Annotated in this window: 24 protein-coding genes; 15 read left to right on the forward strand and 9 right to left on the reverse strand. The window is 62.4% G+C overall.

All coding sequences use genetic code 11. The annotated features are described in order from the left end of the window. Positions 1-50 precede the first annotated feature (50 nt). Together ACAH41_RS16140 and ACAH41_RS16145 are read left to right on the forward strand one after the other, a co-directional pair. Positions 51-545, forward strand: a complete 495-nt coding sequence (locus tag ACAH41_RS16140; RefSeq protein ID WP_325649940.1) for an SgcJ/EcaC family oxidoreductase — start codon at positions 51-53, stop codon at positions 543-545. 87 nt (positions 546-632) lie between these two features. Beyond that, a complete protein-coding gene (locus ACAH41_RS16145) occupies positions 633-1,061 on the forward strand; it encodes a carboxypeptidase-like regulatory domain-containing protein (protein WP_325649938.1) in 429 nt (142 codons plus the stop codon). A 6-nt stretch (positions 1,062-1,067) separates the two neighbouring features. Here the strand turns inward: ACAH41_RS16145 and ACAH41_RS16150 are convergent, their stop codons facing one another. From ACAH41_RS16150 to queF, 9 genes are all read right to left on the reverse strand, one after another. Then, on the reverse strand, positions 1,068-1,610 hold the full coding sequence (locus ACAH41_RS16150) for a DUF924 family protein (protein WP_325650112.1): 543 nt from the start codon (positions 1,608-1,610) through the stop codon (positions 1,068-1,070). A gap of 67 nt (positions 1,611-1,677) precedes the next feature. Next, positions 1,678-3,690, reverse strand: a complete 2,013-nt coding sequence (locus tag ACAH41_RS16155) for an ATP-binding cassette domain-containing protein (protein WP_325649937.1) — start codon at positions 3,688-3,690, stop codon at positions 1,678-1,680. Continuing rightward, a complete protein-coding gene (prmB, locus tag ACAH41_RS16160; RefSeq protein ID WP_325649935.1) occupies positions 3,687-4,589 on the reverse strand; it encodes a 50S ribosomal protein L3 N(5)-glutamine methyltransferase in 903 nt (300 codons plus the stop codon). The genes ACAH41_RS16155 and prmB overlap by 4 nt, the downstream gene beginning before the upstream one ends. After that, positions 4,586-5,731 carry a succinyl-diaminopimelate desuccinylase gene (gene dapE / locus ACAH41_RS16165; RefSeq protein ID WP_325649933.1) on the reverse strand — a complete coding sequence of 382 codons (1,146 nt, stop codon included), beginning with the start codon at positions 5,729-5,731 and terminating at the stop codon, positions 4,586-4,588. The genes prmB and dapE overlap by 4 nt, the downstream gene beginning before the upstream one ends. Before the next feature lie 92 nt (positions 5,732-5,823). Next, positions 5,824-7,002: a PilT/PilU family type 4a pilus ATPase gene (locus ACAH41_RS16170; protein ID WP_325649931.1), complete on the reverse strand. Its 1,179-nt coding sequence runs from the start codon at positions 7,000-7,002 to the stop codon at positions 5,824-5,826. Positions 7,003-7,083: 81 nt separating this feature from the next. Beyond that, positions 7,084-7,920, reverse strand: coding sequence for a 2,3,4,5-tetrahydropyridine-2,6-dicarboxylate N-succinyltransferase (dapD, locus tag ACAH41_RS16175; RefSeq protein WP_325649928.1), 837 nt, complete (start codon positions 7,918-7,920; stop codon positions 7,084-7,086). Positions 7,921-8,000: 80 nt separating this feature from the next. After that, the gene (gene dapC, locus ACAH41_RS16180) at positions 8,001-9,206 is read right to left on the reverse strand and encodes a succinyldiaminopimelate transaminase (protein ID WP_370538368.1); all 1,206 of its coding nucleotides are present in this window, start codon (positions 9,204-9,206) and stop codon (positions 8,001-8,003) included. A gap of 173 nt (positions 9,207-9,379) precedes the next feature. Then, positions 9,380-9,808: an SET domain-containing protein gene (locus tag ACAH41_RS16185; RefSeq protein ID WP_325649924.1), complete on the reverse strand. Its 429-nt coding sequence runs from the start codon at positions 9,806-9,808 to the stop codon at positions 9,380-9,382. A gap of 73 nt (positions 9,809-9,881) precedes the next feature. Beyond that, on the reverse strand, positions 9,882-10,310 hold the full coding sequence (gene queF, locus ACAH41_RS16190) for a preQ(1) synthase (protein WP_325650111.1): 429 nt from the start codon (positions 10,308-10,310) through the stop codon (positions 9,882-9,884). Between the two features lie 373 nt (positions 10,311-10,683). Between queF and smc the strand changes: the two genes are divergently transcribed. The 13 genes from smc (at position 10,684) to ACAH41_RS16255 (ending at position 26,756) form a co-directional block, all read left to right on the forward strand. Continuing rightward, positions 10,684-14,199 carry a chromosome segregation protein SMC gene (gene smc / locus ACAH41_RS16195; protein ID WP_325650109.1) on the forward strand — a complete coding sequence of 1,172 codons (3,516 nt, stop codon included), beginning with the start codon at positions 10,684-10,686 and terminating at the stop codon, positions 14,197-14,199. Beyond that, positions 14,196-15,281: a cell division protein ZipA C-terminal FtsZ-binding domain-containing protein gene (locus ACAH41_RS16200; RefSeq protein WP_325649922.1), complete on the forward strand. Its 1,086-nt coding sequence runs from the start codon at positions 14,196-14,198 to the stop codon at positions 15,279-15,281. The genes smc and ACAH41_RS16200 overlap by 4 nt, the downstream gene beginning before the upstream one ends. 4 nt (positions 15,282-15,285) lie before the next feature. Further along, positions 15,286-16,584: a hemolysin family protein gene (locus ACAH41_RS16205; RefSeq protein WP_325649920.1), complete on the forward strand. Its 1,299-nt coding sequence runs from the start codon at positions 15,286-15,288 to the stop codon at positions 16,582-16,584. A 308-nt stretch (positions 16,585-16,892) separates the two neighbouring features. Continuing rightward, positions 16,893-17,132, forward strand: coding sequence for a hypothetical protein (locus ACAH41_RS16210; RefSeq protein WP_370538369.1), 240 nt, complete (start codon positions 16,893-16,895; stop codon positions 17,130-17,132). Positions 17,133-17,433: 301 nt separating this feature from the next. Beyond that, positions 17,434-17,778, forward strand: a complete 345-nt coding sequence (locus ACAH41_RS16215) for a hypothetical protein (protein WP_325649918.1) — start codon at positions 17,434-17,436, stop codon at positions 17,776-17,778. Between the two features lie 215 nt (positions 17,779-17,993). Next, positions 17,994-18,548 (forward strand): hypothetical protein, encoded by a 555-nt coding sequence (locus ACAH41_RS16220; RefSeq protein ID WP_325649916.1) that lies wholly within the window; start codon positions 17,994-17,996, stop codon positions 18,546-18,548. Next, entirely contained in the window at positions 18,545-19,072 is a 528-nt protein-coding gene (locus ACAH41_RS16225) for a hypothetical protein (RefSeq protein ID WP_325649914.1), read from the forward strand. Before ACAH41_RS16220 ends, ACAH41_RS16225 begins: the two co-directional genes overlap by 4 nt. Positions 19,073-19,083: 11 nt before the next feature. After that, a complete protein-coding gene (locus ACAH41_RS16230) occupies positions 19,084-21,393 on the forward strand; it encodes a secretin and TonB N-terminal domain-containing protein (protein WP_325649912.1) in 2,310 nt (769 codons plus the stop codon). Positions 21,394-21,397: 4 nt separating this feature from the next. Continuing rightward, a complete protein-coding gene (locus ACAH41_RS16235) occupies positions 21,398-21,865 on the forward strand; it encodes a type II secretion system protein (RefSeq protein WP_325649910.1) in 468 nt (155 codons plus the stop codon). Continuing rightward, the gene (locus tag ACAH41_RS16240; protein WP_325649908.1) at positions 21,865-22,245 is read left to right on the forward strand and encodes a prepilin-type N-terminal cleavage/methylation domain-containing protein; all 381 of its coding nucleotides are present in this window, start codon (positions 21,865-21,867) and stop codon (positions 22,243-22,245) included. The genes ACAH41_RS16235 and ACAH41_RS16240 overlap by 1 nt, the downstream gene beginning before the upstream one ends. After that, entirely contained in the window at positions 22,175-22,711 is a 537-nt protein-coding gene (locus ACAH41_RS16245) for a type II secretion system protein (protein ID WP_325649907.1), read from the forward strand. Before ACAH41_RS16240 ends, ACAH41_RS16245 begins: the two co-directional genes overlap by 71 nt. Continuing rightward, positions 22,708-23,139 (forward strand): type II secretion system major pseudopilin GspG, encoded by a 432-nt coding sequence (gspG, locus tag ACAH41_RS16250; protein ID WP_325649906.1) that lies wholly within the window; start codon positions 22,708-22,710, stop codon positions 23,137-23,139. Before ACAH41_RS16245 ends, gspG begins: the two co-directional genes overlap by 4 nt. A gap of 95 nt (positions 23,140-23,234) precedes the next feature. After that, a complete protein-coding gene (locus ACAH41_RS16255; RefSeq protein WP_325649904.1) occupies positions 23,235-26,756 on the forward strand; it encodes an FG-GAP-like repeat-containing protein in 3,522 nt (1,173 codons plus the stop codon). The last annotated feature ends 178 nt before the right edge of the window (positions 26,757-26,934 follow it).

Consider the following 26,934-nt stretch of genomic DNA (forward strand, 5'->3'; position numbering starts at 1 on the left):
TCAGGCGGGGCGTCACTTCATTCAACTCATTGCTTCGAGCACGTCACGACATGAAATTTCCAACACTCTCGCCCCTGTTCGCGGCTGCCAGCCTGGCGCTGGGCTTGTCCACACCTGCGCTGGCGCAGGGCACCGCCGGTACGAGCGCCGTCTGCCAGGCGACCAGCGAACAGCAGGTGGCGGCCCTGTTCGATCGCTGGAACGCCTCGCTGCGCACGCTGGATCCGGACAAGGTGGTGGCCAACTATGCTCCCGACGGCGTGTTGCTGCCCACCGTGTCCAATCAGCCGCGGACCAGCCCGGCAGAGATTCGCGACTATTTCGTCAAGTTCCTGAAATCGGAACCACAAGGCACGATTGACAAGCGCCTCATCAAGATCGGCTGCAACGTGGCGCAGGACGTCGGCACCTACACCTTCCGGTTCAAGGACGGCCAGTCGGTGAAGGCGCGCTACACCTACGTCTATGAGTGGGAGAACGGCCAGTGGCTGATCGCCCACCATCATTCGTCCGCCATGCCGGAGGCCATGGCCAGCGCCAAATAAGCCACAAGCCCGGCCCGCCGATTGCCCCTGAACAACGCGACCTCAGCCTGCGAAGGTTCGTGTTGCTGCAGCAAAGGAGCTTCTGCGATGAAACACCCCAGTCATGCCCAGTGGATGGGCGTAGTCAAAGTGTTGTTGGCCGTGGGCCTGGCGGCGGCGGCCATCGAAGCCCTGGCACTGGACCGCGGCACCGGCCCGCTGGGCCAGCCCTTCGTGATGGGCGGCATCGGCCAGGACGAGCAAGGCCAGATCGAGCACGAACGCGCCGGCTTTACGCTGAAGGTGCTGACGGCAGCACCTTCCGGCGAATTCCTGGCCGACGTCCGCACCCGCATCGTGGGCCCCAATGACCAGGTCTTCTTCGACCGCAAACTCAGCGGCCCGGTGCTGCTGATCAACCTGCCGCCCGGCCACTACCAGGTGCAGACCGCATTCAAAGGCAAGCAGGAAGCCAAGCCTGTGGACCTGCGCGCCGGCCAGCAAGCCTCGCTGGACTTCCGCTTCAACCCGGAGTGAACCAGCTCATCCCTTGAAACCGCCGTCCGCGAGGAAGGCGATTTCCTCGGGCGTGGACACGCGACCCAGCACCGCATTGCGATGGGGAAAGCGTCCGAAGCGGGCAATGATGTCGCGGTGCGTCACCGCGGCGCGCTGGGTGCTCGTATCCACCCCGGCGCACAGCGCCACGCAGTGCTGCTGGTCCGCAAGGTGCTCCGAGTGCATGAACGGCATGTAGAAAAACGGCCGCAGCACCTCGCCCACTTGCCGGTCGAACCCCTTCACGATGGCCAGGTCCGCCGTCTCCCGCGCCAACGCATCCGTCTCGAAGGCACGCGGCATGTCACGGAAAGCGTTGCGCGGGAATTGGTCAAGCAACAACACCAGGGCCAACGTACCTTCGGCCGTCAATGACCAGCCGATCAGGTAACCCCGTAAGGCCGCTTCATGCGCCGCAAGAAAGCATTGCTTGAACTCGGCATCAAAGGCCTTGCTCTTGGAGAACCAGCGTTTGGAGCCGGCGGCTTGCCAGAACTCGATCACTTCGCTGAAGGATACGGGATGCATTCTTGGCCTCCAATGTACCGCCGCTCGATTCCGCCCGTGAATGATCAACTCGCGGGCCTGGGTTCGATCAACCCCCGCCTTGAATCGCCTCGATCTGCTCGGTCAGTTCCAGCCAGCGTTCTTCGCCCATCGCGATCTCGGCCTGGGCGTGGCTGAGCTGGCGGCCGAGGTCGGCGATCTTGGGGCCGGCGAGGCCGGGTTGGGCGAGCTGGGTTTCGAGCGAGGTTTTTTCGGCGTTGAGCTTTTCGAGCTTCTTGTCGAGCATGGACAGCTCGTTGCGCATCGGGCGGGTCTGGTCGGCCAGCTTGGCGCGGTTCTGGGCGGCGTTCTTGCGGTCATCGCGGCTGGCCGGGGCGGGTGCGGCGACAGGCTTGGGCGCCGGGGCTGCAGGCGCGGGTGCCGGGGCGGCAGGCGCGGGCGTGGCGGCAGCTTTCTCCGCTTTCGCGGCCTTGCCGCTGAGCGCGCGCTGGGCCTCGCGGCTGCGTTCGAGCAGCCAGCGCTGGTAGTCGTCCAGGTCGCCGTCGAAGGGCTTGACCACGCCGTCGGCGACCATCCAGAACTCGTCGCAGACTTCGCGCAGCAGCGCCCGGTCGTGGCTGACCAGCATCACCGTGCCTTCGAACTCGTTGAGCGCCATCGAGAGCGCCTCACGGGTCTGCAGGTCCAGGTGGTTGGTCGGTTCGTCCAGCAGCAGCAGGTTGGGGCGCTGCCAGACCAGCGTGCCCAGTACCAGGCGGGCCTTCTCGCCGCCGGAGAGCGTGCCGACCTGCTGGTGCACCATTTCGCCGACAAAGCGGAACTGGCCGAGGAAGTCGCGCAGTTCCTGTTCGCGGGCGTTGATGCCCAGGGTCTTGGCGGTGCGCACCATGTGCTGCAGCGGTGTGTCGTCGCTGTGCAGCAAGTCCATCTCCTGCTGCGCGAAGTAGCCGATGGCCAGGCCCTTGCCTTCGACCATGGTGCCGGCCAGGGCCGGGTGCGCATGGGCGATGGTCTTCACCACGGTGGACTTGCCCTGGCCGTTGGCGCCCAGCACGCCAATGCGCTGGCCGGCCAGTACCGTGCGGTTGATGCCATGCACGATGGCCTTGTTCGAGCCGTCCTCGTTGGCGGCCATGTAGCCACAGACGACGTCGTTCATCGCCAGCATCGGGTCCGGCAAGCTCAGCGGCTCGCGGAATTCGAAGCTGAAGTCAGCTGACGTGAGCACGGGCGCCAGCTTCTCCATGCGCTCCAGGGCCTTCACGCGGCTTTGCGCCTGCTTGGCCTTGCTGGCCTTGGCCTTGAAGCGGTCGATGAATTTCTGCAGGTGGGCCACACGCTCCTGCTGCTTGCCATAGGCGGCGGCCTGCTGCTCCATGCGCTCGGCGCGCATTTCCTCGAAGCGGGTGTAGTTGCCGCCGTAGCGCGTCAGCTTGGCGTCTTCCAGGTGCAGCGTGACGGTGGTGATCGCGTCCAGGAATTCGCGGTCATGGCTGATCATCAGCAGCGTGCCGGTGTAACGCTTGAGCCAGCCTTCCAGCCAGACCAGGGCGTCCAGGTCCAAGTGGTTGGTCGGCTCGTCCAGCAGCATCAGGTCCGACGGGCACATCAGCGCTCGCGCCAGTTGCAGGCGCATGCGCCAGCCGCCGGAGAAGCTGTTGACCGGCGCTTCGAGCTGGTCCACCCGGAAGCCCAGGCCCATCAGCAGGGTGTGGGCGCGGGCGCGAGAGTCGAAGGCGCTGGCTTCTTCCAGCTTCAGGTAGGCGTGGGCCATGGCCTCGCCGTCGTCCGCGGCTTCGGCGGCGGCCAGTTCGGCTTCGGCTTCCATCAGCGGGATGTCGCCCTGCAGCACGAAGTCGGTGGCGGCGTCTTCGGTTTCGGGCATGTGCTGGGCGACCTCGCCCATGCGCCAGCGCGCGGGGATGTCGAAGTCGCCGGCATCGGCGCCCAGGCGGTTGGCCAGCAGCGCGAACAGGCTGGACTTGCCGGCGCCGTTGCGGCCGACCAGGCCGATTTTCTCGCCAGGATTGAGGGTGACGGTGGCGCTGTCGAGCACCACCTTGACGCCGCGGCGCAGCGTCACATTGCGAAGAGTGATCATGTTCGGGGAAGGGGAACAGCAGGCGAGGCGGGCTGCATCAGCAGGGCCTCGCGGGTCAGGAGCAGCACATCGTCGTCGCCGGCACTGGTGCTGAGCCAGATGGGCGCGAGTTGCGGGAAAGCGGCCTCGAAGTGCGGCCTTTCATGGCCGATCTCCAGCACCAGCAGGCCCTCGGCACTGAGGTGGGCGGGCGCGTCGCGCAGCAGGCTGCGGATGAAGTCCATGCCGTCGCTGCCGCCGGCCAGCGCGAGCGCGGGCTCGGCCTGGTATTCGGGTGGCAGCGCGGCCATTGATTGGCTGTTCACATAGGGCGGGTTGCAGAGGATGAGGTCGAACACGCGGCCGCCGGTGGCAGCCAGGCCGTCACCCTGGACCAGCAAGATGCGGTCCTGCAGGTGATGGCGTTCGACGTTGACGCGGGCCACGGCCAGTGCGTCGGCGGAAAGGTCGGCACCGACGACCTCGACCTCGGGCCAGGCCATGGCGGCCAGCACGGCCAGGCTGCCGTTGCCGGTGCACAAGTCCAGCACGTGGCGGGTTTGCTCGGTGAGCCAGGGGTCGATGCTGGCGTCGGCCAGGCATTCGGCGATCAAGGAGCGCGGCACGATCACGCGCTCGTCCACCGTGAACGGCACGCCTTGCAGCCAGGCTTCGCCGGTGAGATAGGCAGCGGGCTTGCGGGTGGCGATGCGCTGCTCGATCAACGCCATGGCCCTGGCCACGTCCGCCTCGGGCACCGTCACGTCGCCGCTGGTGTAGTCGCTGTCCAGCGGGAAATGCAGCGACCACAGCACCAGCCAGGCGGCTTCGTCATGCGCGTTGGTCGTGCCATGCCCAAACGAAACGCCCGCCTCGGTCAGGCGGGCGGTGGCGGCGGTGATCAGCTCGGCCAATGTCATGTCAGCAGCAGCTCCAGCGTGCGGCGGTAGATGTTCTTCAGCGGTTCGATGGCATCGACACGCACGTGTTCGTCGACCTTGTGGATGGTGGCGTTCACCGGGCCGAACTCGACCACCTGTTCGCAGGCCCTGGCGATGAAGCGGCCGTCGGACGTGCCGCCGGTGGTGGACAGCGTGGCGGCCACGCCGGTCTCGGCTTTGATGGCCTGCACCAGCGCGCCGACCAAGCTGCCGACGGGCGTGAGGAAAGGCTCGCCGCCGAGTGTCCAGTCAATGCGCCACTGCAATTCGTGGCGGTCCAGCGCCTGGGCCACGCGGGCCTTCAGGCTTTCGGGCGTGGAGGCGGTGGAGAAGCGGAAGTTGAAGTCCAGCACCGCTTCGCCTGGGATCACATTGGTCGCACCGGTGCCCGCGTGCAGGTTCGAGGCCTGCCAGGTGGTCGGTGGGAAGTATTCGTTGCCTTCGTCCCAGTGCATCGCTGCCAGCTCGGCCAGCGCGGGCGCCAGCAGGTGGATGGGGTTGCGCGCCAGTTGCGGGTAGGCGACGTGGCCCTGCACGCCGGTGATCGTGAGCTTGCCCGACAGCGAGCCGCGGCGGCCGTTCTTGATCATGTCGCCCAGCGTGTCGACCGAGGTTGGCTCGCCGACGATGCAGCAGTCCAGCGCCTCGCCGCGGGCCTTCAGCGCCTCGATGACCTTGACCGTACCGTCCACCGAAGGACCTTCTTCGTCGCTGGTCAACAGGAAGGCGATGCGGCCGGCGTGGTCCGGCTGGGCCTTCACGAACTCCTCGGCGGCGACGACCATCGCGGCGACCGAAGTCTTCATGTCGGCCGCGCCACGGCCATAGAGCTTGCCGTCGCGGTAGCTGGGCACAAAAGGGTCGCTGTTCCAGCGGTTCAGCGGGCCGGCGGGCACCACGTCGGTGTGGCCGGCGAAGACCATGGTCGGACCCGGGCGGCCACTGTCATGCACGGCCCACAGGTTGTCGACGCGGAAGTTGTCCGGGCCGAAAGGCATGGGCTCGCAGCTGAAGCCGGCGGCCGCCAGCCGCTGGGCGATCACGCCCTGGCAGCCGAAGTCGGCCGGCGTCACGGACGGGCGGGCGATCAGGTCTTCAAGCAGGTGCAGGGTGGCGGACATGGGCAACAACAGGGCAGGGCCGAAAAGGACCGCAGGCCACCGCGGCGTGCGGTGGGCAAGGCAACAACAGGGGCGGCACTTGCCGCAGAACTTCAGCGGGTGCGGGCGCTGATGCCGGGCGTGCGCGGCGCCTCCTGCACCACGTCCAGCGTGATTTCGGTGAACGAAGGCGTGTCCGGCTCGACCTTGACCGGCGGCACGCGCGAGACCGGCGCGCTGTCGTTCTGCAGGCGCCAGAGCAGGTTGGTCGGCGAGTCGGCATGCACCAGCGCTTCTTCGCGCGACACCAGGCCTTCGCCGATCAGCCGCGCCAGGTCCTGCTCGAAGGTCTGCGAGCCATCGGCCAGCGAACGCTCCATGGCTTCCTTGACGCCGGGGAAGTCGCCCTTCTCGATCATCTCCGAGACCAGCTTGGAGTTCTGCAGCACCTCCACCGCCGGGATGCGGCCGCCCTGCATCGAGCGCAGCAGCCGCTGCGAGACGATGGCATTCAAGGCCGCGCCGAGGTCGGCCAGCAGCGCGCCGCGGGATTCGGGCGTGTAGAACGACAGGATGCGGCCCAGCGCGTGATAGCTGTTGTTGGCGTGCAGCGTGGCCATCACCAAGTGGCCGGACAGCGCATACGAGATCGTCGCGGTCATGGTCTCGCGGTCGCGGATCTCGCCGATCATGATGCAGTCGGGTGCCTGGCGCAGTGCGTTTTTCAGGCCGATGTGCAGCGTGGCCGTGTCGCGGCCGACCTCGCGCTGGTTGACGATGGAGCGCTTGTTGCTGAAGAGGAACTCGATCGGGTCTTCGATCGTCAGGATGTGGCCGGAGAGGTGCTGGTTGCGCCACTCCAGCATCGAGGCCATGGTGGTGCTCTTGCCGGTGCCGGTGGCGCCGACCATCAGGATCAGCCCGCGCTTTTCCAGCGCCAGCGTGGACAGCACCGGCGGCACGTGCAGCGAGTCGATCGCCGGGATCTTGATGGGAATGCAGCGCACCACCGCAGCGATGGTGTTGCGCTGCTTGAAGGCCGACAGCCGGAAACCGCCGACCTTGGGCACGCCGATGCCGATGTTCAGCTCGCCTTCCCGGTCCAGCTCCTCCATCTGCGCCGGCGAGAGCACCTCGGACAGCATGGTGCGCGGCATCAGCGGCGGCAGCACATGGTCGGTGACCGGCAGCAACTGGCCGTTGACCTTCAGCAGCACCGGCGCATTGGCCGAGAGGTAAAGGTCGGAAGCGCCTTTTTCCGCCATCAACTGCAGGACACGTTGCATGTTCATCGGACAGCTCTTTCGCGGAAAAAGATCGGAAGGGGAGAAAGAAAGGCGCGGGCCGGACGATAACCCGGCCCGGCAGCGACATCAGTCGCGCAGCAGCTCGTTGATGCTGGTCTTCGAACGGGTCTGGGCGTCCACGCGCTTGACGATGATCGCAGCGTACATGCTGTACGGCGCGCCGTTGGCCGCCGTCTTGGGCAGGTTGCCGCTCACAACCACCGAGCCACTGGGCACGCGGCCGTAGCTGATCTCGCCGGTGGCACGGTCGAAGATGGGGGTGCTCTGGCCCAGGTACACGCCCATGCCGAGCACCGAGTTCTCTTCGACGATCACGCCTTCGACGACTTCCGAGCGGGCGCCGATGAAGCAGTTGTCCTCGATGATGGTCGGGTTGGCCTGCACCGGCTCCAGCACGCCGCCAATGCCCACGCCGCCGGACAGGTGCACATGCTTGCCGATCTGCGCGCAGGAGCCGACGGTGGCCCAGGTGTCGACCATCGTGCCCTCGTCCACGTAGGCGCCGATGTTGACGTACGACGGCATCAGGATCGCGCCCTTGGCGATGTAGCTGCCATGGCGGGCGACGGCCGGCGGCACCACGCGCACGCCGGTGGCGGCAATGGCCGCGTCGTCCAGGTCCGAGAACTTGGTGGCGACCTTGTCGAAGAAGGTCAGCTCGCCCGAGCGCATCGCCGCGTTGTCGGTCAGCCGGAAGCTCAGCAGCACGGCCTTCTTGATCCACTGGTTGACCTGCCACTGGCCCACGCCCTGGCGCTCGGCCACGCGCAGGCGGCCGGCGTTCAGCTCGTCTATCGTGTGCTTCACGGCGGCACGCACTTCGGCGGGCGCACTGGCAGGGCTGAACTCGGTGCGCTGCTCCCAGGCGGCGTCGATGGTGGCTTGCAGGTTGGCGGTGGTCATGGGTGAGAAAGGTTCAGGAGAATGGCGGGCCGGCGGCGATTGCCGAAGGAAGATGAGCGAAGAGCAGCGCGTGTCCTCGGTCAGGACAGTCCGCGGGCATGGGCCACGATGCGTTCAGCGGCCGCTACGCATTCGGCCGTGTCGGCCACCAGCGCCATGCGGATTCGGCCAGCCCCGGGGTTCACGCCATGCGCTTCGCGGGCCAGCAAGCTGCCAGGCAGCACCGCGACATTGTATTGAGCCAGCAGATCCAGGCTGTAGGCAATGTCGTCGCCGCCATGCAAGTGCTTCGGCAGGCCGGCCCAGAGGTAGAAACCGGCGTCCGGCAGGCGCACGTCCAGCACCTCGGACAGCAGCGGCGTGACGGCGGCGAACTTGGCCCGGTAGGCGGCGCGGTTGGCCTCCACGTGGGCCTCGTCGTTCCAGGCGGCGATGCTGGCGGCCTGGATCACCTTGCTCATCGCGCTGCCGTGGTAGGTGCGGTAGAGCAGGAAGGCCTTCATCACCTTGGCGTCCCCGGCGACGAAACCCGAGCGCATGCCGGGCACGTTGCTGCGCTTGGACAGGCTGGACAGCACGACCAGGTTGCGGAAGTCGTCCCGGCCCAGCGCCTTGGCGGCCGCCAGCGCGCCCAGCGGCGCGTCTTCGCGGAAATAGATCTCGGAGTAGCACTCGTCGCTGGCGATGACAAAGCCGAAACGGTCGCTCAGCTCGAACAACTGCTGCCATTCGGCCAGCGGCATCACCGCGCCGGTCGGGTTGCACGGCGAGCAGGCATAGACCAACTGGGTCCGGGCCCAGGTCGCGTCGTCGATCTGGTCCCAGTCGCAGGCGAAATTGCGTGCCGGGTTGCTGTTGACAAACGCAGTGCGGGCGCCGGCCAGCAGCGCGGCGCCTTCGTAGATTTGATAGAACGGATTCGGGCAGACGACCACCGCGTCGGCTGCGGTGGGGTCGACCACGGTCTGCGCCAGCGAGAACAGCGCCTCGCGCGAGCCGTTGACCGGCAGGATCTGCGTCCTGGCGTCCAGTTGCACGCCGTAGCGGCGGTCGATCCAGCCGGCAATGGCTTCTCGCAATGCCGGCTCGCCCGCGGTGGCGGGGTAGTTCGACAGGCCGGCCAGGTTGCTGCACAGCGCCTTTTCCACCAGCGCCGGCGCCGGGTGCTTGGGCTCGCCCAGGCCCAGGCTGATGTGGCGCAGGGCGGGGTTCGGAACGATGTCCTTCGAGAGCGCATTCAGGCGCTCGAAGGGGTAGGCGTGCAGGCGGCCAAGCAGCGGATTCATCGCCGGATTATCGGCGAGCGCTGCCGGCCATGCGGCCATGCATTGGCAGCTGGGCAGGAATCTGGCATGGACGCCCACATGGGAAAGCCGATGGACGCCGGTGCGCTGCATGCGTGCTTGTGTCCTGGCTCGGCGAACCGGCTGCCGGCGGGGCTTGGCCGGCCCGGCCCGTCTTAGAGCTTGCCCACGCAGCCCGGCGCGCCGCACTGGCAGACGAGCCGGCCTTCGTGGTGCGTCTCGCCGTAATTCACGGTGATCTCTTCACCCACCTCGATCTCGCGCAGCGCATAGAACTCGATGCGGCCGGCAATGATGCGCAGCTGGCCGTTGGGCTGGCAGCTGTGGTTGGTGAAGCGCATCGGGTCGCTGGACTGGGCCAGGTCGATGGCGGTCTTGTCCGACACCTCGACGATCATGATGCGCTTGAGCGTGGCCGCGCGGCGCCGCGCCTCGGCGATGCTGATGCTTTCGCCGCGCACCTCGCCGATCTTGTGCCAGCGCGGCACCGCCTCCGCCGCAAACACGCCGAAGCCGTCGATCGGGCTGCGCTTCACCGTCACGTCGTACTTCTGGTAGGGCGGACGGACGGCGAGGGTTCCCATGACGTCGATCAGGCGAGGCGTGGGTCGCGGTTCGGGCGAGACTGGCGGTTGAGGCGTGAGCTGCGGCAAGGTGTCAGCGCAGGCCGGTGGCCTGGGGCAGTTGCGGGGCCGGCACGATGGCGTCGTTCTTCCAGCCCTTGGCGCGGTGCTCGGCCACCACATTGGTGTAGATGCCGCCTCGCACGTACCAGCGCGCGGTGATGCGGGCGTAGCGCGGTTGGGTCACGCCGACGATCTTGCTCAGGATGTCGTTGGTGACCTTCTCGTGGAACGCGCCTTCGTGGCGGAAGCTCCACATGTACATCTTCAGGCTCTTCAGCTCGATGCAGAGTTCGTCGCAGACCATGTCGATGGTGAAGTGCGCGAAGTCCGGCTGGCCGGTCAGCGGGCAGTGGCAGGTGAACTCGGGAATCTGGAACTGGATCACGTAGTCCCGCTCGGCCGCCGGGTTCGGGAACACGTGCAGTTCCTTCGAAGGCGCGGTCGGCGGGTTCGGCGGCATCGGGCGCTCTTGCGCAGCCTCCTTGGGGACCTTGACGGCCTTCACAGGCTTGCCAGCGGACTTGGCGGATTTCTGGGCAGATTTTTCGACGGATTTTTCGGCTGAAGGGGCGGAAGAGCGGGCCATGGCAAATGCAAATGGACGCCTGCCGGCGCCACGCGGCGCACAGTCAGGCAAACAATGGGGCCACGGGCTGCTGCACCAACCCGGGAAGAAGGGGTGCGATGCTATCATCCCGGCCAGTCAGGTCACCGAATGGCGACCTAAAATTCCAAGTAAATCAACGACTTAAGGCGCAGTCCACAGCGTCGCGACGGGTATTCGAATGCCTTGCCGCGGTGCCGGCGTGGGACTGCGTGTCACGCCCCATTTCATGCGGCTCAACCAGATCAAGCTGTCAGGCTTCAAATCCTTCGCCGAGCCCACCACCTTCCAGCTGCCGGGCCAGCGCGTGGGCGTGGTCGGGCCGAATGGTTGCGGCAAGTCCAACATCATGGATGCGGTGCGCTGGGTGCTGGGCGAATCCAAGGCCAGCGAGCTGCGTGGCGAGTCCATGCAGGACGTGATCTTCAACGGCTCGGGCAACCGCAAGCCGGCCAGTCGCGCCAGCGTGGAACTGGTGTTCAGCAATGAAGACGGCCGTGCCGGTGGCTCGTGGAACCAGTACGCCGAGATCGCCGTCAAGCGCGTGCTGACGCGGGACGGCACCAGCAGCTACTTCATCAACAACCAGGCCGTGCGTCGCCGCGACGTGCAGGATGTGTTCCTCGGGACGGGCCTGGGCCCGCGCGCCTACGCCATCATCGGCCAGGGCACGATCAGCCGCATCATCGAGTCGCGCCCCGAAGAGCTGCGGCTCTTCCTCGAAGAGGCCGCCGGTGTCTCGAAGTACAAGGAGCGCCGCCGCGAGACCGAGCTGCGGCTGCGCGACACGCGCGAGAACCTGACCCGGGTCGACGACATCCTGCGCGAGCTGAATGCCAACCTCGACAAGTTGGAGCGCCAAGCCGAGGTGGCCACGCGTTTCCACGGCCTGCAGAAAAGCGGCACGCTGAAGCTGCACCAGCTGTGGTTCCTGAAGCACCGCGACGCGGCCGCCGAGGAAGACCGCCTGAAGCTGGCCACGCTGGACGCAACCAACGCGCTGGAAGCCAAGCTGGCCGACCTGCGCCACGTGGAAGCGCAGCTGGAAGTGGTGCGCCAGTCGCACTACGAAGCCTCCGACGCGCTGCATGCCAAGCAGGGCGACCTTGCGCAGGCTTCGCTGGAAGTGAGCCGGCTCGAAGAGCGCATCCGCTACGTGGTCGAGGGCCGGCAGCGCGCGCAGGCACGCTTGGCCGACCTGGAAAGCCAGAACCAGCAGTGGGCCCAGCGCCGGGACGATGCGGTCGCCGAACAGGAAACCATTGCCGAGCAGATTGCCGCGGCCGAGGAGCAGGCCGAGATCCTGGCCGCGCAAGCCGAGGAAGAAGCCGGCAGCGGCCCGCAGCAGGAAGAGGCCGTGCGGGCAGCGCAGGCGCGGGCCAACGAGCAACGCGGCCGGGTGGCGCAGGTGCAGCAGCAGATCCAGGTGCTGGCAGCCGAGAGCCGCAACATCGAGGAACAGACCCGCGCCTTGCGCACCCGCCGCGAGCGCCTGGCCACCGAGCGCCAGGGCCTGGCTGCACCGGACGCCGACAAGCTGGCTGCATTGCGCGAAGACAGCGCGATGGCCGACGAGGCCAACGCCGAAGCCGAAGCCCGCCTGCACGATCTGGGTGAACAGGTACCTCTTCTGGACGAGCAGCGCCGCGAGCAGCAGGCGCTGGTCAACCGCGAGGCTGCCAAACACGCCGAGCTGAGCGCCCGCCTGGAAGCGCTGCGCGCGCTGCAGGAGAAGGTGCAGACCGAAGGCAAGCTCAAGCCCTGGCTGGCCAAGCACGGGCTGGACGGCTTGCCGGGCCTGTGGACCAAGGTACACATCGAGCAAGGCTGGGAAGTGGCGCTGGAAGCGGCGCTGCGCGAGCGGCTGAGCGCGCTGCAGGTCGGCAGGCTGGACACGGTGCGCGCGTTTGCGAGCGACGCGCCGCCGGCCAAGCTGGCTTTCTATTCCCCACCCGCCAGTGGGCACGCTGACAGTCACAGGACTCTGCCACGCCTGGCCGACCTGTTGAAGCTCAACGATGCCGGCCTGACAGCGTTGTTGAATGACTGGCTGGAAGGCGTGTACACGGCAGACACCGTGGAAGCCGCGCTGGCCCAGCGCGCGCAGCTGACGTACGGCGAGGTCATCATGACCCGCGAAGGCCATGCGGTCTCGCAGTTCGCGGTGGCCTTCTACGCGCCCGATTCCGAACAGGCCGGCATGCTGGCCCGGGCGCAGGAAATCGAAAACCTGGAACGCAGCAGCCGCGTGCAAGCCCTGCTGGCCGACGACTCGCGCACCGCGCTGATCCGCCAGGAAGCGCAGTACACCGAAGCGGCCTCGCGCCTGGCCGCGGCCCGCCGCGAAGCCGCCGAGGCGCAGACGCGTGCGCACCAGCTGCAAGTCCAGCTGATGCAGTTGAACCAGCAGGCCCAGGCTGCGAACTCGCGCCGCGGCCAACTCGAAGAAGAGCTGGGCGAGATCGACGGCCAGATGGAAGAGTTGGCCGATCGCCGCATGACCGGCGAGGCCCGCTTCGAAGAGCTGGACATGGACCTGGCCAACACCCAGGAGCGCCACGCCGAGCTGGAAGACGCGGTGATTGCCGCCGAGCGCAAGCTCAGCGGCGCACGCGAACAGCTGCGCGCGCTGGAGCGTCAGGCACAGGAGGCGCAGTTCCAGGCCCGCGCGCTGGCCGCCCGCCGCGGCGAACTGCAGCGGGCCATCGAAACCGCGGCGCAGCAGATCCAGGCCAATGTGCAGGCCGAAGAGCAACTGCAAAGCGAGCTGGTCAGCTTCAATGACGCCGCGGCCCAGGCCGGGCTGCAGGAAGCGCTGGCCGTCAAGCTGGAGAAGGAACAGGCGCTGGGCGCGGCGCGCAGCGGTTACGACGAACTGTCGATGCAACTGCGCCAGGCCGACGAGCAGCGACTGACGCTGGAGCGCGGCATGGAGCCGCTGCGCGAGGCCATCACCCGGCTGCAGCTGGAATCGCAGGCAGCCCAGCTGGGCGGCGCGCAGTACATGGAACAGCTGACGGCTGCCGAGGTCGACCTCGCAGCGCTGGCCGCTTCCATCGAAGAAGGCCAGGTCAAGCTCTGGGGCCTGCAGGGCGAGATCGACCGCATCAACCGCGAGATTGCCGCGCTGGGCGCCGTCAACCTGGCGGCGCTGGACGAACTGGCCGCGGCGCGCGAGCGCAAGACCTTCCTGGACTCGCAGAACGCCGACCTGACGGACGCCATCAACACGCTGGAAGACGCGATCCACAAGATCGACCTCGAAACCCGCGACCTGCTGATGACCACCTTCAACCAGGTCAATGAAGGCTTCGGCCGCATGTTCCCGACGCTGTTCGGCGGCGGCCAGGCCAAGCTGACGATGGTGGGCGACGAAGTGCTGGACGCTGGCGTGCAGGTCATGGCGCAGCCGCCGGGCAAGAAAAACTCGACCATTCACCTGCTCTCGGGTGGCGAGAAAGCGCTGACCGCCATCGCGCTGGTGTTCGCGATCTTCCTGCTGAACCCGGCGCCTTTCTGCCTGCTTGACGAGGTGGACGCGCCGCTGGACGACGCCAACACCGAACGCTACGCGAACCTGGTCGCCGAAATGTCCAAGGGCACGCAGTTCCTGTTCATCTCGCACAACAAGATTGCAATGGAAATGGCCGAACAGCTGATCGGGGTCACGATGCAGGAACAAGGCGTCTCGCGCATCGTCGCCGTGGACATGGAAGCCGCGATCGGCATGGTGGAAGCGGCATGACTTTGACGACCGGACTGGCGATTCTGGCGGGCATTGTTCTGCTCGCGGTGGTGGTGCAGGGCGCCTGGGCCGCGCGACGCAGCGCACCGCGCCAAAGCCTGCCCGACGCGCCCACGGCGGCCAACGGTGAGCGCCAGGAACCCACGCTGAGCGGGTTGAGCAATGCCACCAGCAATGTCGGCCAGGACCTGGATCCTGTCGGCGTGCCCGGCGTGGCGCCGCTGCCGGAGGCGCTGCGCGCCGCTTCGCTGAGCCGCCGCAGCGCACGCATTGACGCCTTGATCGACGCGATCGCCACCGTGCGGCCTGATGCACCCGTCACCGGCGACCTGGCGCTGCAGCACCTGCCGCCCAGCCGCCGCGCCGGCGCCAAGCCTTTCCACATCGAAGGCCTGAATGCCGAGACCGGTGAATGGGAACTGCCACGGCCTGGCCAGCGCTACGGCGAGTTCCAGGCGGGCTTGCAGATGGCCAACCGCCACGGCCCGTTGAACGAGATCGAATACTCCGAGTTCGTGCAGAAGCTGCAGGCCTTTGCCGACGCGCTGAGCGCCAACCCGGATTTCCCGGACATGCTGGACGTGGTCGCCCGCGCCCGCGAGCTGGACAGCTTCGCCAGCCAGCACGACGCGCAACTGGGTGCTGTGCTGCGCGCCAACTCGGTTGCCTGGTCGGTCGGTTACCTGCAGCAATGCACCGGCCGCCACGGCTTTGTGCCCGGCGCCGTCGCCGGCCGCCAGGTGCTGCCTGCTGCAGAGGACGGCGCGCCGCCAGTGCTGGTGCTGTCCTTCGACTCGCAGGTCGCCCTGTCCGAAGACCCAGGCCAGGCTGCTTTGCGGGAAGTGACGCTGACGCTGGACGTGCCGCAAACCCCAGCGTCTGCCGAACCGTTTGCCGCCTGGCAGGACTGCGCCCGCCGCCTCGCCGAGGACCTGGACGCAACCCTGGTCGACGACCGCGGCACGCCCATCACGCTGCACGCCTTTGCCGCCATCGGCCTGGAGCTTGGCCGGCTCTACGAAGCGCTGGCCGCACGCGAACTGGAAGCCGGCAGCGCGGCTGCACGGCGGCTGTTCAGCTAGGCCCGTGGACCTGGTCGCCAGCCTGCTGCTGATTGCGCTGCTCATTGCAGCGTCGGCCTTCTTCTCAGTGGCCGAGATTGCGATGGCCGCTGCGCGCCGGCTCAAGCTGCGCCAGCTGGCCGACCTCGGCGAGCACCGCGCCACGCAGGTGCTGGCGGTGCAGGACGCGCCGGGGCACTACGTTACCGTGGTGCAGATCGGGCTGAACACCATTGCCATCCTCGCCGGCATCGTGGGTGACGGCGCGCTAACGCCGCATTTCGCTGCCGCGCTGCGCTGGGCCGGCGTGGGCGACGAACGGCTGGGCGGGCTGGCCCTCGCGCTGTCCTTCCTCACCGTCACCGTGCTGTTCGTGCTGCTGGCCGACCTGCTGCCCAAGCGCGTCGGCATGAACGACCCCGAGCGGCTGGCGATGCGCCTGGTCGGCCCGATGCTGTGGCTCAGCGCCTTGTTCAAGCCGGTGGTGTGGACCTTCACCCGCGCGGCGGACGGCCTGTCCAAGCTGTTCGGCCTGCCGCAGACGCGCGACGACCGCATCACGCACCACGACATCCTGGCGCTGACGGCCGCCGGCACCCTGACCGGCGCGGTGCACAGCTCCGAGCAGCAGATCATCGAAAACGTGTTCGAGCTGGACACCCGCACGGTCGAGAGCGCCATGACCTCGCGCGAGCGTGTCGTGTGGCTGGCGATGGACGACGATGAGGTGCTGCTGCGCACCCGCGTGGCCGACGACCCGCATTCCACCTACCTGGTTTGCGGCGAAAGCATCGACGAGGTCATCGGCTACGTGGACGCGACCGACATGTTCGCCCGCGTGCTGCGCGAGGAGCCCATCGGCCTGCGCGCCTGCGGCGACAGCGGCCTGATCAAGAAGGTGTTGATCGTGCCGGACCGGCTGACGCTGGCCGAGATGCTGACCCAGTTCCGCCAGGCGCACGAAGACTTCGCCGTCATCGTCAACGAATACAGCCTGGTGGTCGGCGTGATCACACTGAACGACGTGATGAGCACCGTGATGGGCGCGATGGTCGCGCCGCACGACGAGGAGCAGATCATCCGCCGCGACGACGGCAGTTTCCTCGCCGATGGCGTCACCCCCATCCCTGACCTCGAACGTGCGCTGGACATCGCCGAATGGCCACACGCCGGCCAGTACGACACCCTGGCCGGCTTCCTGATGGTGATGCTGCGCCGCATCCCAAAACGCACCGACACGGTCACCTGGGAAGGCTGGCGCTTCGAGGTGATGGACGTGGACCGGCACCGGGTGGATCAGGTGATGATTGCCAGGGTGGCCTGAGGCTGCAGCAGCCGGGCCCTCTGCAAGCGAGGTGCTGCCTGATGGCTGGCGAACAAGCCGGCAGAGTAGCCCGGTCAAGCCCGCGAGCCGCTGAATCAGCCGAAGCTGCAGCGCCCTGCTGGCGCATCAATGGCCGAGTCGCCCAGTCCAAGGGCGCCGTCGGCGGTTAGCATGATCGCAAACAAGTTTTGGAGGGTGGAAATGAATAGGTGGGTCACCAAGGCGCCTTTGTTCGTTGCGTTGTTGAGTGCAGCGGCTGTGGCACAGGCGGATTGGACTGGGGACAGTACAAGACGCCATCGAAACTGGTGGTCGAGACGGACAAGTTCTACGTCATCACCAAAGAGTCCATCCTCAATCCGCAAGGCTGTGCTGTGCCTGGCAGCGGTGTGGTGGTTCGCCAAGCGCTGGTGGGAAGCGATGCCTACAAACAGCTGTATGCACTGTTCTTGATGGCCTCAATGGCTCAGCGCCAAGTCGAGTTCAATGTGTCAGCAGACTGCAGCTTTGGCCCCAATGTGGTGGGGGCGGCCTTGTCGACGCCCTGAAGACCGCCGCTACCACGACAGCCCGGCCGGCTGCGCTGCGCCTCCAAACGCGTAGGCACCCTCATCTGAAGCGCTTGGGCTTCGAGGTGGTTGACGTGGAGCAGCACGGGGTGGATCAGGTAATGATTGCGAGGATTGCTTGAGAAAAAGTTGGCGCAGCTCGCCCGATAAAGCTCAGCCGTGGGGCTTGCTTGACGCGTAGCCCGGCGGATATAGTGACAGCCAAAGGACAGACTGCATCAATGCAGCAACAAGCCTGACCTAGCGCCCTGCAGGTCAATTGGTCTTCGAGGGAGGTTCCATGCGTCAATTGATGGCCGCCATAGGCTGCGCCGCTGCATTTCTTTCAGCTTCTGCATATGCCGGTGTCGACGGGGCCAACGGCCGCAAGATCGTCGACATCGGATGCCACAACGTCGATGGCACATGCTTCGTCACGCTAAGCGGGGCTGCCTTTGGGGCAAGCATGGGCTGCGGCGGAGCAACAAATGAGTTTCGATTTGACAACGGCGACACCGCAATTGGTAGGCGCTCGTACGCTTCACTGCTTGCCGCATATTTGGCTGGTAAAACAATATCTGTATATCTGGATGGCTGTACAGGGCAGAACATGCCGGCATTGAGGTATTTTCACATCAACGATTGACGCGCCTTGCAATGACGCAGATCGGTGACCGGGGATTATATTAAATAATGGTTTGCGTCTCGAGTGCGTTGTATTGCGTGCATCGATATTATTAGATATTGATCTGGCATTCAACAGGGTTGAGTCCAAATTCCACGGGCGACAAATCCCACATCGCCGTACAAGGGTAAATCATGTTGATGCCGGCTGGGTGGTTGTACTTGAGGGGTTAAAGATTGTATACCAAGATTACTCCTGCTTTCACCGTAGATCGGCTGTGGAGCAACTCTTCATTCCAAAGGTGGTTATTTATTTCCATGCTGGGGATTTCGACGGCTTGTGTTCTGATTGCGGGGGGGGGCATTTATGTGAATTCAATCCGCGACGATCTTCCGAAAAGCCCTGATAAGTGGGAGGGGGGGCATGGGTTGGAGAGAAAAGAAGAGGCTGTTTTGCGTGATTTGGAGGCGGCGCCGGACTCCTACTCATTTGTCACTGCCTTGCAGAGAGAGGTTGGGTATTCCTCTCAAATTCTAGAGTCAGTGGTGATCGATCAGAAAGATGCCAGCAGTACCAATCTTGGTGTGGTTTACTTTCATGTCTCGATGCGAGGGTCATATATTGGATCCAGGGAGGTCCTGGGTGCTTTGTTAAGCAAATTTCCGCAAGCGACCATTCACTCGCTCCGTTGGATGTCGGTTCCTGTCAGTCAAGAGGGGGCGCTGTCGATGGAATTGGCAATATGGCGGCCGGCCCTGGATCAGCGTTCGGTCCATTTGGAATTGAGATGAGACCCAGCATCATGTGGGCACTTGCCGCCACTACAGCGCTGTCGCTGGGGCTTGTTTTCTCCGAAAATAGGCAGCTGATGAACGCGCCTGACAATTATTCAAGGAATGACGAAGCTAGGGTGGTGGCGTCGGAAGTTAATTTGCATGCCGATGCAGGAGGGCTTGCCGCTGCTGATTATTCTCAAGTGTTAAGAGATATTTTCAAGCCGCCAACAATTTTGTTGCCGCCATTGCCAACCGTAAAGGTGGAAGGAACTCCAATAGAGGCGGGTCCAGCACCTGAGCCGACCCCGCCACCCATTGGTTACCGCTATATGGGTCGGATGCGAAGCCCGGAGGGGCAGGTTATCGTGTGGTTGGAACGCCAAGATCAAGCGATAGAAGCGAATGTGGGTACGCAGCTCGCCGACGGCTACGTGGTGGAAAAAATTGAAGATCGGGCCATTGAACTTTTATATCCGCCACTTGGTGTCAAGGCACTCATTGCGGTCCCTCCGCCTTCCGACTCTGATGTCGGATGGTAGCTGATCTTGAAATGAAATCGATGATTCGCTACGCGCGTAGTTTCCGCCAAGTTGGAGTGGCGTTGTTCATTGGGATAATCTTCCCATTTTTGTCGGGCTGTGTCGCTGAGAGAATCAGGGGCGATGCTCAGGAAAAAATACGTGCGGGCCAATACGAGACCGCCATGGACGAGCTGGAGCACGGTTTGGTGGAGGATCCCGAGTCCACGATCCTTAGATCCGGAACGCGTCAAGCAAAAACGGAGATCCTTTCGAGGCTTATCGCGGAGGCTGCGGGTGCGCGTGCTGTCGGGCGATACGAAGAGGCAGAGGCGTTGCTGTCGCGGGCGAAGAGATTTGACACGGATGGTCAACGTGTTGGCACGCTTTTGGCGGATGTTTCCATCGAACGAAGGCAGCGCGCTGCACTTTCCACAGCGCAGTTCATGGTTGAAGCAGGGAAGAAGACTGCCGCAATTCAATTGATTTCTGAGGCGTTGAAAGACAACCCAAGGAATCCAGACTTGACGGCGTTGAAGAGACGGTTGGAGTCAGATGTCCGGCAGGCCCAGGTCTCGGCTCTGCAGCAGGGGCTTTTGGAGTCTCGCCCCATATCCTTGGACTTCAGGGATGCCAGTTTAAAAACCGTCTTGGATGTGGTCAGTCGCAACAGTGGAATTAACTTTGTTCTAGATAAGGACATCAGAGTAGACGCTCGCGTGACAGTTTTTCTAAAGTCCGCACGAGTAGAAGATGCGATTGATTTGATTACCAGTACCAATGGGCTAAGCAAGAAGATCCTAGATGGCAAAACTTTGCTGATTTATCCGAATACGCCGGAGAAGCAAAAGGAACATCAGGAACAAGTTATTCGGGTTTTCCATCTTGCCAGCGCGGATGCCAAAGGAGCGGCCGCATTTCTTCGTGCAATGCTTCGAATTCGTGAGCCGTTCGTGGATGAGCGTGGCAATATGCTTGCGATACGCGAGTCACCGGAAAATATCACGTTGGCAGAGCGATTGATCGACCTCTACGATACGCCAGAGCCCGAAGTGTTGTTGGAACTAGAGGTCATTGAAGTTCGCACCACGAGGCTGCTTGAACTTGGCTTGAAATTTCCAGACACGCTGTCTCTTTCACCACTGGGTCCAGATGGCGGGGCTGGTGGTCTCACTTGGGCAAACCTCAAGAATTTTGGGCGTGATCAGATTGGTATCTCAGTCGGTGGACTGTTGTTCAATTTCAAGCGACAGGTCGGTGATTTCAACACGCTGGCAAATCCAAAAATTCGTGCAAAAAATAAGGAGAAGGCGAAGATCATGGTCGGCGACAAAGTCCCGGTGGTAACCACCACAACGGGCGTTGGTGGCTTTGTTTCGGACTCCGTCAGCTATTTAGATGTTGGATTGAAGCTCGACGTCGAGCCTACCGTCTATCCAGACGACGAGGTGGCCATCCGCATTGGGTTGGAAGTCAGTTCCGTTTCTCGCGAAGTCAAAACCAACAATGGCACGCTTGCCTATCAGATCGGGACCAGGAATGCCTCCACGATGCTCCGTTTGCGAGACGGCGAGACGCAACTCTTGGCAGGCCTGATCAACAACGAGGATCGCTCAAGCGCCAGTCGAATTCCTGGCTTGGGGGACTTGCCCATCGCAGGACGCTTATTTTCAAATCAAAGCGACGATTGGCAGCGAACTGAATTGGTACTTGCGGTTACGCCTCACATCATCCGCAATCTGCAACGTCCAGACGCAAGTCAGGCTGAATTGTGGGTGGGCACGGAGAGTGTGACCCGTCTTCGCTCTGTGGGCGGGCGGCCTGGTGTTGCTGACACGATGTCGGATTCGACGACTGTCTCACCGCCCGTTGCTGGCGGGCCATCATCGGCGGCTCGGATATCGGGGGTTGCGGAGCAGGTCGCGCAGTCGCGCGCTACGCTTCGCATTCGAGGTCCTGCTGTGGTGAAGCAAGGCGAAGAGTTTGAGATCGAATTGATGCTGGATACGCCAGTTCCACTTCGCGGACTGCCGATCGAGTTGGCTTTTGTTCCGGGTCAGCTGTCAATTTCGAATGTGCAAGAGGGCGAGTTTTTTGGTCAGGGCGGCGTCTTGACGAGTTTTACCCACAAGGTGGACGATGCGAAAGGCAGTATATCCGTTGGTGTTCTTCGTCAACCACTCTCGGGTCAAAAGGGGAATGGTGTGATTGCCAAGCTGAAGGTGAGAGCGCTTGGCAAGGGAGCGGTTGACCTGAATGCCATACGATTTGACGGAATGGTCATGGAGGGAGGGCAACTTCCAAAGTTTGAGGCATTTCCTTACCGTGTCATCGTGAACTAGCACCATGGTCAAGTTTCAGTCTCATGGCTTCACGATTCTTGAACTGGTTGCGGTAGTGGCCATTCTTGGAATTCTTGCCACAATGGCAATGCCATTGGTTGAAGTCAATCGCCGTCGTGAGCAGGAGAAAGAGTATCGTAGAGCGGTGTGGGAAATTCGTGATGCGATCGATGCATATAAAAAATCGGTGGAAGCAGGAGAAATATCTGCCGGGGGATCAAATTATCCACCTAGCCTCTCGACTCTTGTTGATGGTGCCGTTGATGTCAGAAATTCCGGCAAAATTCGCAGGTACTTAAGGCGCATACCTCGGGACCCATTTGCTCCTGAAAATTTGTCTGCTGCTACCAGCTGGGGATTGCGCAGTTACGCGAGTCCACCAGATGTGCCCGTGCCCGGTGCTGATGTCTATGACGTCTACACGCGCTACGGCAAGGTTGGCCTGGATGGTACGTCCATCAAGGATTGGTGATGCCGCAGCTGAAGCAAAGAGCTTTCACTCTGATCGAACTAATGGTGGTAATGGCCGTCATCGGCATGTTGCTTGCTGTCGCCATGCCGCGTTATGTAGCGCATGTAGATCGAGCTCGCGAGGCAGTGTTGCGAGCCAATCTAAGGGCGGTACGAGAAATCATCGATAAGTTCCACGGGGATCGGGGTCGCTATCCTGATAGCTTAGAGGAAATGGTAACCGCCGGCTACCTCCGACAGATACCCACCGATCCCATGACTGATTCCACTTTGACATGGCGGGTCATTCGTCAAGACGGCACAAACTCCGGTGCAATATCAGACCTTCAAAGCGGTGCCGCGGGTAAAGCGAGTGACGGAAGCCTCTATGCGGCATGGTAATCCGGCCGCGAAGCGTTCGAGTGGCTTTGCCTATGTGATGGTGCTGGTTGTGCTCGCACTGATGGGCACTACCATGGCCGTCGTTGGAACAATGTGGCAAGCCGAGCGACACCGGCTGCAAGAGGATGAATTGCTGCGAATTGGTGCAGCGTATGCGGAAGGTATTCGTTCCTATCAGTCGATTTCACAGGGTCATTTGAGGCAGTTTCCGCCAAGCTTGGACGCACTGTTGCTTGACCAGAGATTCGCCGGGACGGTACGCCACATTCGTCGCCTCTATCCCAATCCTTTGAATCCCTTGTTGCCCTGGGGTGTGATAAGGGGTGATGACGGCACAGTAAGAGGGGTCTACTGCCCTTCTGATGAGGTTCCGTTAAAAAGAATTGGTGTCGACCTTGGGAATGTTCAACTCATGCCAGCAACACATTACCGCGATTGGAAGTTCATTCCGACGCCGACGCCATGATGACTAATGAATTCAATCGTAAATCGAAGATCTCCGGCTTCACGCTGATGGAGTTGTTGGTTGTTGTCTTGATCATCGGGTTGCTGACTGGCATCGTGGCACCTCGACTGCTGGGGCAAGTGTCAAAGTCAGAGGTCACGGCGGCGAGAGCTCAGTTAGACGCACTCGAAAAGGCAATCCAAGCCTATCGACTGGATGTCGGTCACTATCCCACTACATCCGAAGGCCTGAAGGTCTTGTTAATACCCGTATCGGCTGACCCGCGATGGCGCGGCCCCTACCTTCGGAGCGAAATTCCGCTGGACCCTTGGGGCACACCTTATGGGTATCAATCCCCCGGCCGGGATGGGCGCGAATTTGAGCTGAGCAGCTTGGGGCGAGACAAAGCACCAGGTGGTGTTGCCGACGATGCTGATCTCGTTAGATGATGCGCTGCACTAATTTTTGAACTATAGTTCCGTAAAGTTCGTGTGAGGCTCGCATATCGGGCATCACTGCAAAGACACATTGGAGGGAGGCAGTCATGCGACTGATGAAGAATCTTGTGCGACGACTCGGTGTTGAACGCGCATGTCAGCGGCGTACCGGTCGGGGTTTGATGCTTGCGGCATTTTTGTCCGCGGTTACACCATTCGCTCATGCGAACACCATCGTCGTGAGCGATAGCGGACAGGCCAATTTCAGCTTGCCGATCGTTGGGGCTCCGGGCCGAGCGGGCATGGAGCCCAAATTGAGTTTGGTATACACCAGCTCTGGTGCCAACGGACCGGTTGGCGTGGGATGGTCCATTCAGGGCTTGTCCCAAATCGTTCGCTGTCAGGCCATCAACCTGCAGGATGGACGAAGGACTGTCAACTACGATGTGAATGACAAGCTGTGCTTGGATGGGCAGCGCATGATCATCAGCAATGCACCAAGCACAACGGATCCGGGTAGCGCCGCGAGTTCACAATCCAACGATGCAGGCTTGTTGACAGCAGTGCGAGAATTTCGCTTAGAAAATGATTCTTTTTCAAGAGTTGTCGCGAACGGCGTTGCCACAGACCCGCCTTTGTACTTCAAAGTTTGGTCGAAGGCTGGGTTGATGACCGAGTACGGAGCGACCGATGTTAACGGAACGGCCACGGTGGTGCCCGGTAGCTCAGATGCGCGTGTCACGGTAATTGGCAACGTTGACAGTGCACGCAACGGAATCACTGCGGCTTGGTTGGTCAAGCGCATTACGGACACGTTTCAGAACTTCATTCAGTTCGATTACGGGCAAGAGGCGGTATTGAAGGGAACAGGACCTGACGGCGTCACTGTGGCGGGGAAAGAGTGGTACATCAAAAAGGCCCGATATACCCCGGGTAGCAACGGTACGGTCAATGAAATTGAGTTTGTTTACAACAATGGAACCGGCAATGCCGATCCATTTGATAACTATCCTCGCGTAGATGTTGCGGAGGCCTACCACGCCGGAAACAAGGTTTCACAGGCTCGCCTGCTCCGGAAAGTTGTGGTGCGAAACAATGGTGTGGTAATTAGAGAATATCGCATAACGCATCGTGCCAGCGTGTCCACCGGACTTCCTCTGGTCAGCAAGGTTCAGGAGTGCAATGCTGCCGGTGCTTGCCTGCCTGCAACAACCTTTGAGTATCGGGATGCGTCCGCCGCCGCGTCGATGTCGCGGACGCTTGTAACTTCTTTTACTGCAGCGGACCTCGATGGGACCGACAGGGGTGTGTTGACGGGTGATTTCAACGGTGATGGTCGCACTGACATTATTCGCTGGCATACCGACCCTTCGCAGAACAAGCTCTACTTGGCGTCTGACAAGTCTGTGGGTAGCTTCAGTCAACTCACGTCCGGTTTTGACTTTGCTGCACACTATCTGGGTGGGTCGGGCGTTACCACTCACGTGGTTGACGTGAATGGCGATGGGCTTGCTGATTTGGTTCGTACTTGCGCCGACAGTGCCAAGTGTCCTTACATCAGCGTATGGCTCAGCAAGGGAGATGGCACATTCAAGAATGTGCCATCCTTCACGCCAGCAGCGAATTTGATGAGCAGCTATTCAAGCAGTACTCGCCGTTGTGGTTTCGACGAAAATGGTCAGCCTTACTATGCTGGATCCAGCACAACGAAGAGCGTTTTCTTCCAGGATGTGGACGGCGACGGCCGCCTTGATATCTTGAGCACTCAGAACACGTATGGAACGGGCTGCGGTGATGGCGGCAACGAGCCTTTACCTGGCACCGTTTCTGGAGTTTTTTACAAAGGGGTAGGCAATGGGCAATTCACTGAGACCGCTTCCTCTTTTAACTGGTCCCAGTTTCCCTCTGGTTTACCCAAAGAAACCCTTCGGGGAACAGACCTTGTCTCGTTGACCGATGTCAATGGCGATGGTTTGCCCGATTTATTGTCATCCGGCGTTGGCCTCAATTTGGGCGGTGTCGCCGGATTTGCGAACTCCAGCGCGAATTTTATCAAATCGGGCCTGTCTATCCGTGTGCCGGTAGATATTAACGGTGATGGCTTGATTGACGTCATCGTCTCTGGCGATACAGATACCTACAAAGATGCGGATCCATGGCTGTTCATCAACAAGGGCGACGGCACCTTTCAAAAAGATAACCGCGCGTTGGTGAACATCAAAGCCGACAGTACCTTCCGCTTTGGTTCCGGGCAGCTTGGATCCATGACGATGGATGTGAATGCGGATGGGTTGGCTGATTTTGTCGCCTGGGACAACCAAGGTAATCCGACGGTCTGGTTTGCGAAGCGCGCAACCACTGGTTTGGTGACTTATGTGAAGGATGCCTCCGGCAACGCGCATGGCATCCCGAACCTGTTCAGTAAATTCTTCGGGGGGGACTTTTCCGGTGTCGGGGACAACAGCTTGTTGACCATCATCAACGGCGACATCTATCTCTACCGGACTGATGCAGCGAAGGGGGCGGACCTGATGTCGGCCGCTGTCAGCGGTGCCGGTGCGCGAACTCAGGTGTCTTATCAGACGCTTTCGCAAGCTGCTAGTACGGCGGTGTATGCAGTGGGACGCGCAGTTTCCGCAGCACCAGAATCATTCAATCCCGATACGACGGCGATTTCCATAGCCCCGGCCCAGTGGGTCGTGTCCTCAACGAAGCAGCCCAGTGCGGTACCGCCGCCGACTGGTTCCAGCACGCCGCCTTATGTCGAGTCGGTTTTCATGTATCAGGGGATGAAGGCTGCGCTCGGCCGTGGTTCACTGGGCTTTCAGATTGTCACCAAATATTATCCGTTTGCCAGTGGCGAGTTGATGGTGAATACCACCGAGTATCATCAGAATCCTGCTCAGTTTCAATACCTTGGCCAACCTATTTACAACTCGACTTATACCGGTTTGTCAATTTACAACGTGACGCAAACCGCAAAGGCTGGTGCTTGCGCCGTGATTTTGACAAAAACTTCGGCAGAAGATTGCGAGAGTAGTGCGGTAACGGTCACGACCAAGACGTTCAATCCCGTGGCGAGCATCAGCGGACTCAAGTTGCTGTCGCGCACTGACTACGCCTACTGTGACCTCACAAAATCTTTGACGACGGCCGTCACCTTTGCGCCGCCCGCGGCGGGTTCAACCTACGGCGCGCCCTGTGCCGCCACGGCAAGAATCCGTCGCCCCTTCCAGGCGCAGAGCATTGAGCGGCAATACGATTTGGATGGAAGCTTGGTGAGCGAGAAGCTGACCACCAATTTGGAAATGTCAGCCTACGGTGACCCGAAGCAGACCATCGTCAAACTCAGTGCACCGGACGTTGCGGGGCAATCGGGCTGGTACAGCACGCGGCAGACGCTGAATACTTATGGCGCTGACGACATCAGCGATGGGAAGTGGTTCCTCGGCCGCATCACGCAAGCCAAAGTGACGTCGACTGTGAACGCCCCGCAGCCCACCAAGACTGCCGGTACTGCACCGAACGCCACCGCCGTTAGCGGTGGGCCAGCGACGCCGCCGCCTTCGCCGCCAATTTCGCCAGCGGTGTTGGCCACGATCATGGAACTGCTGCTAAGCGACGACTAAAGAATGAGGATCCTGGGGAGGGATGATCATGAGCAAGGTTCTGCTGGAGAGATTGAGGGGGCGATGGTTTGTGTCTCGCGGGACGCGAGCGCCCGTCTGGGATGAAGCGACCAGATGGCTGGGCGCGCTGGCGGCGTTGGGCCTGTGCATGGGCCAGGCGCAAGCGCAGACGCAGCAA

The organism is Ideonella sp. (assembly GCF_041287625.1).
Classification (GTDB): Bacteria; Pseudomonadota; Gammaproteobacteria; order Burkholderiales; family Burkholderiaceae_C; genus Ideonella.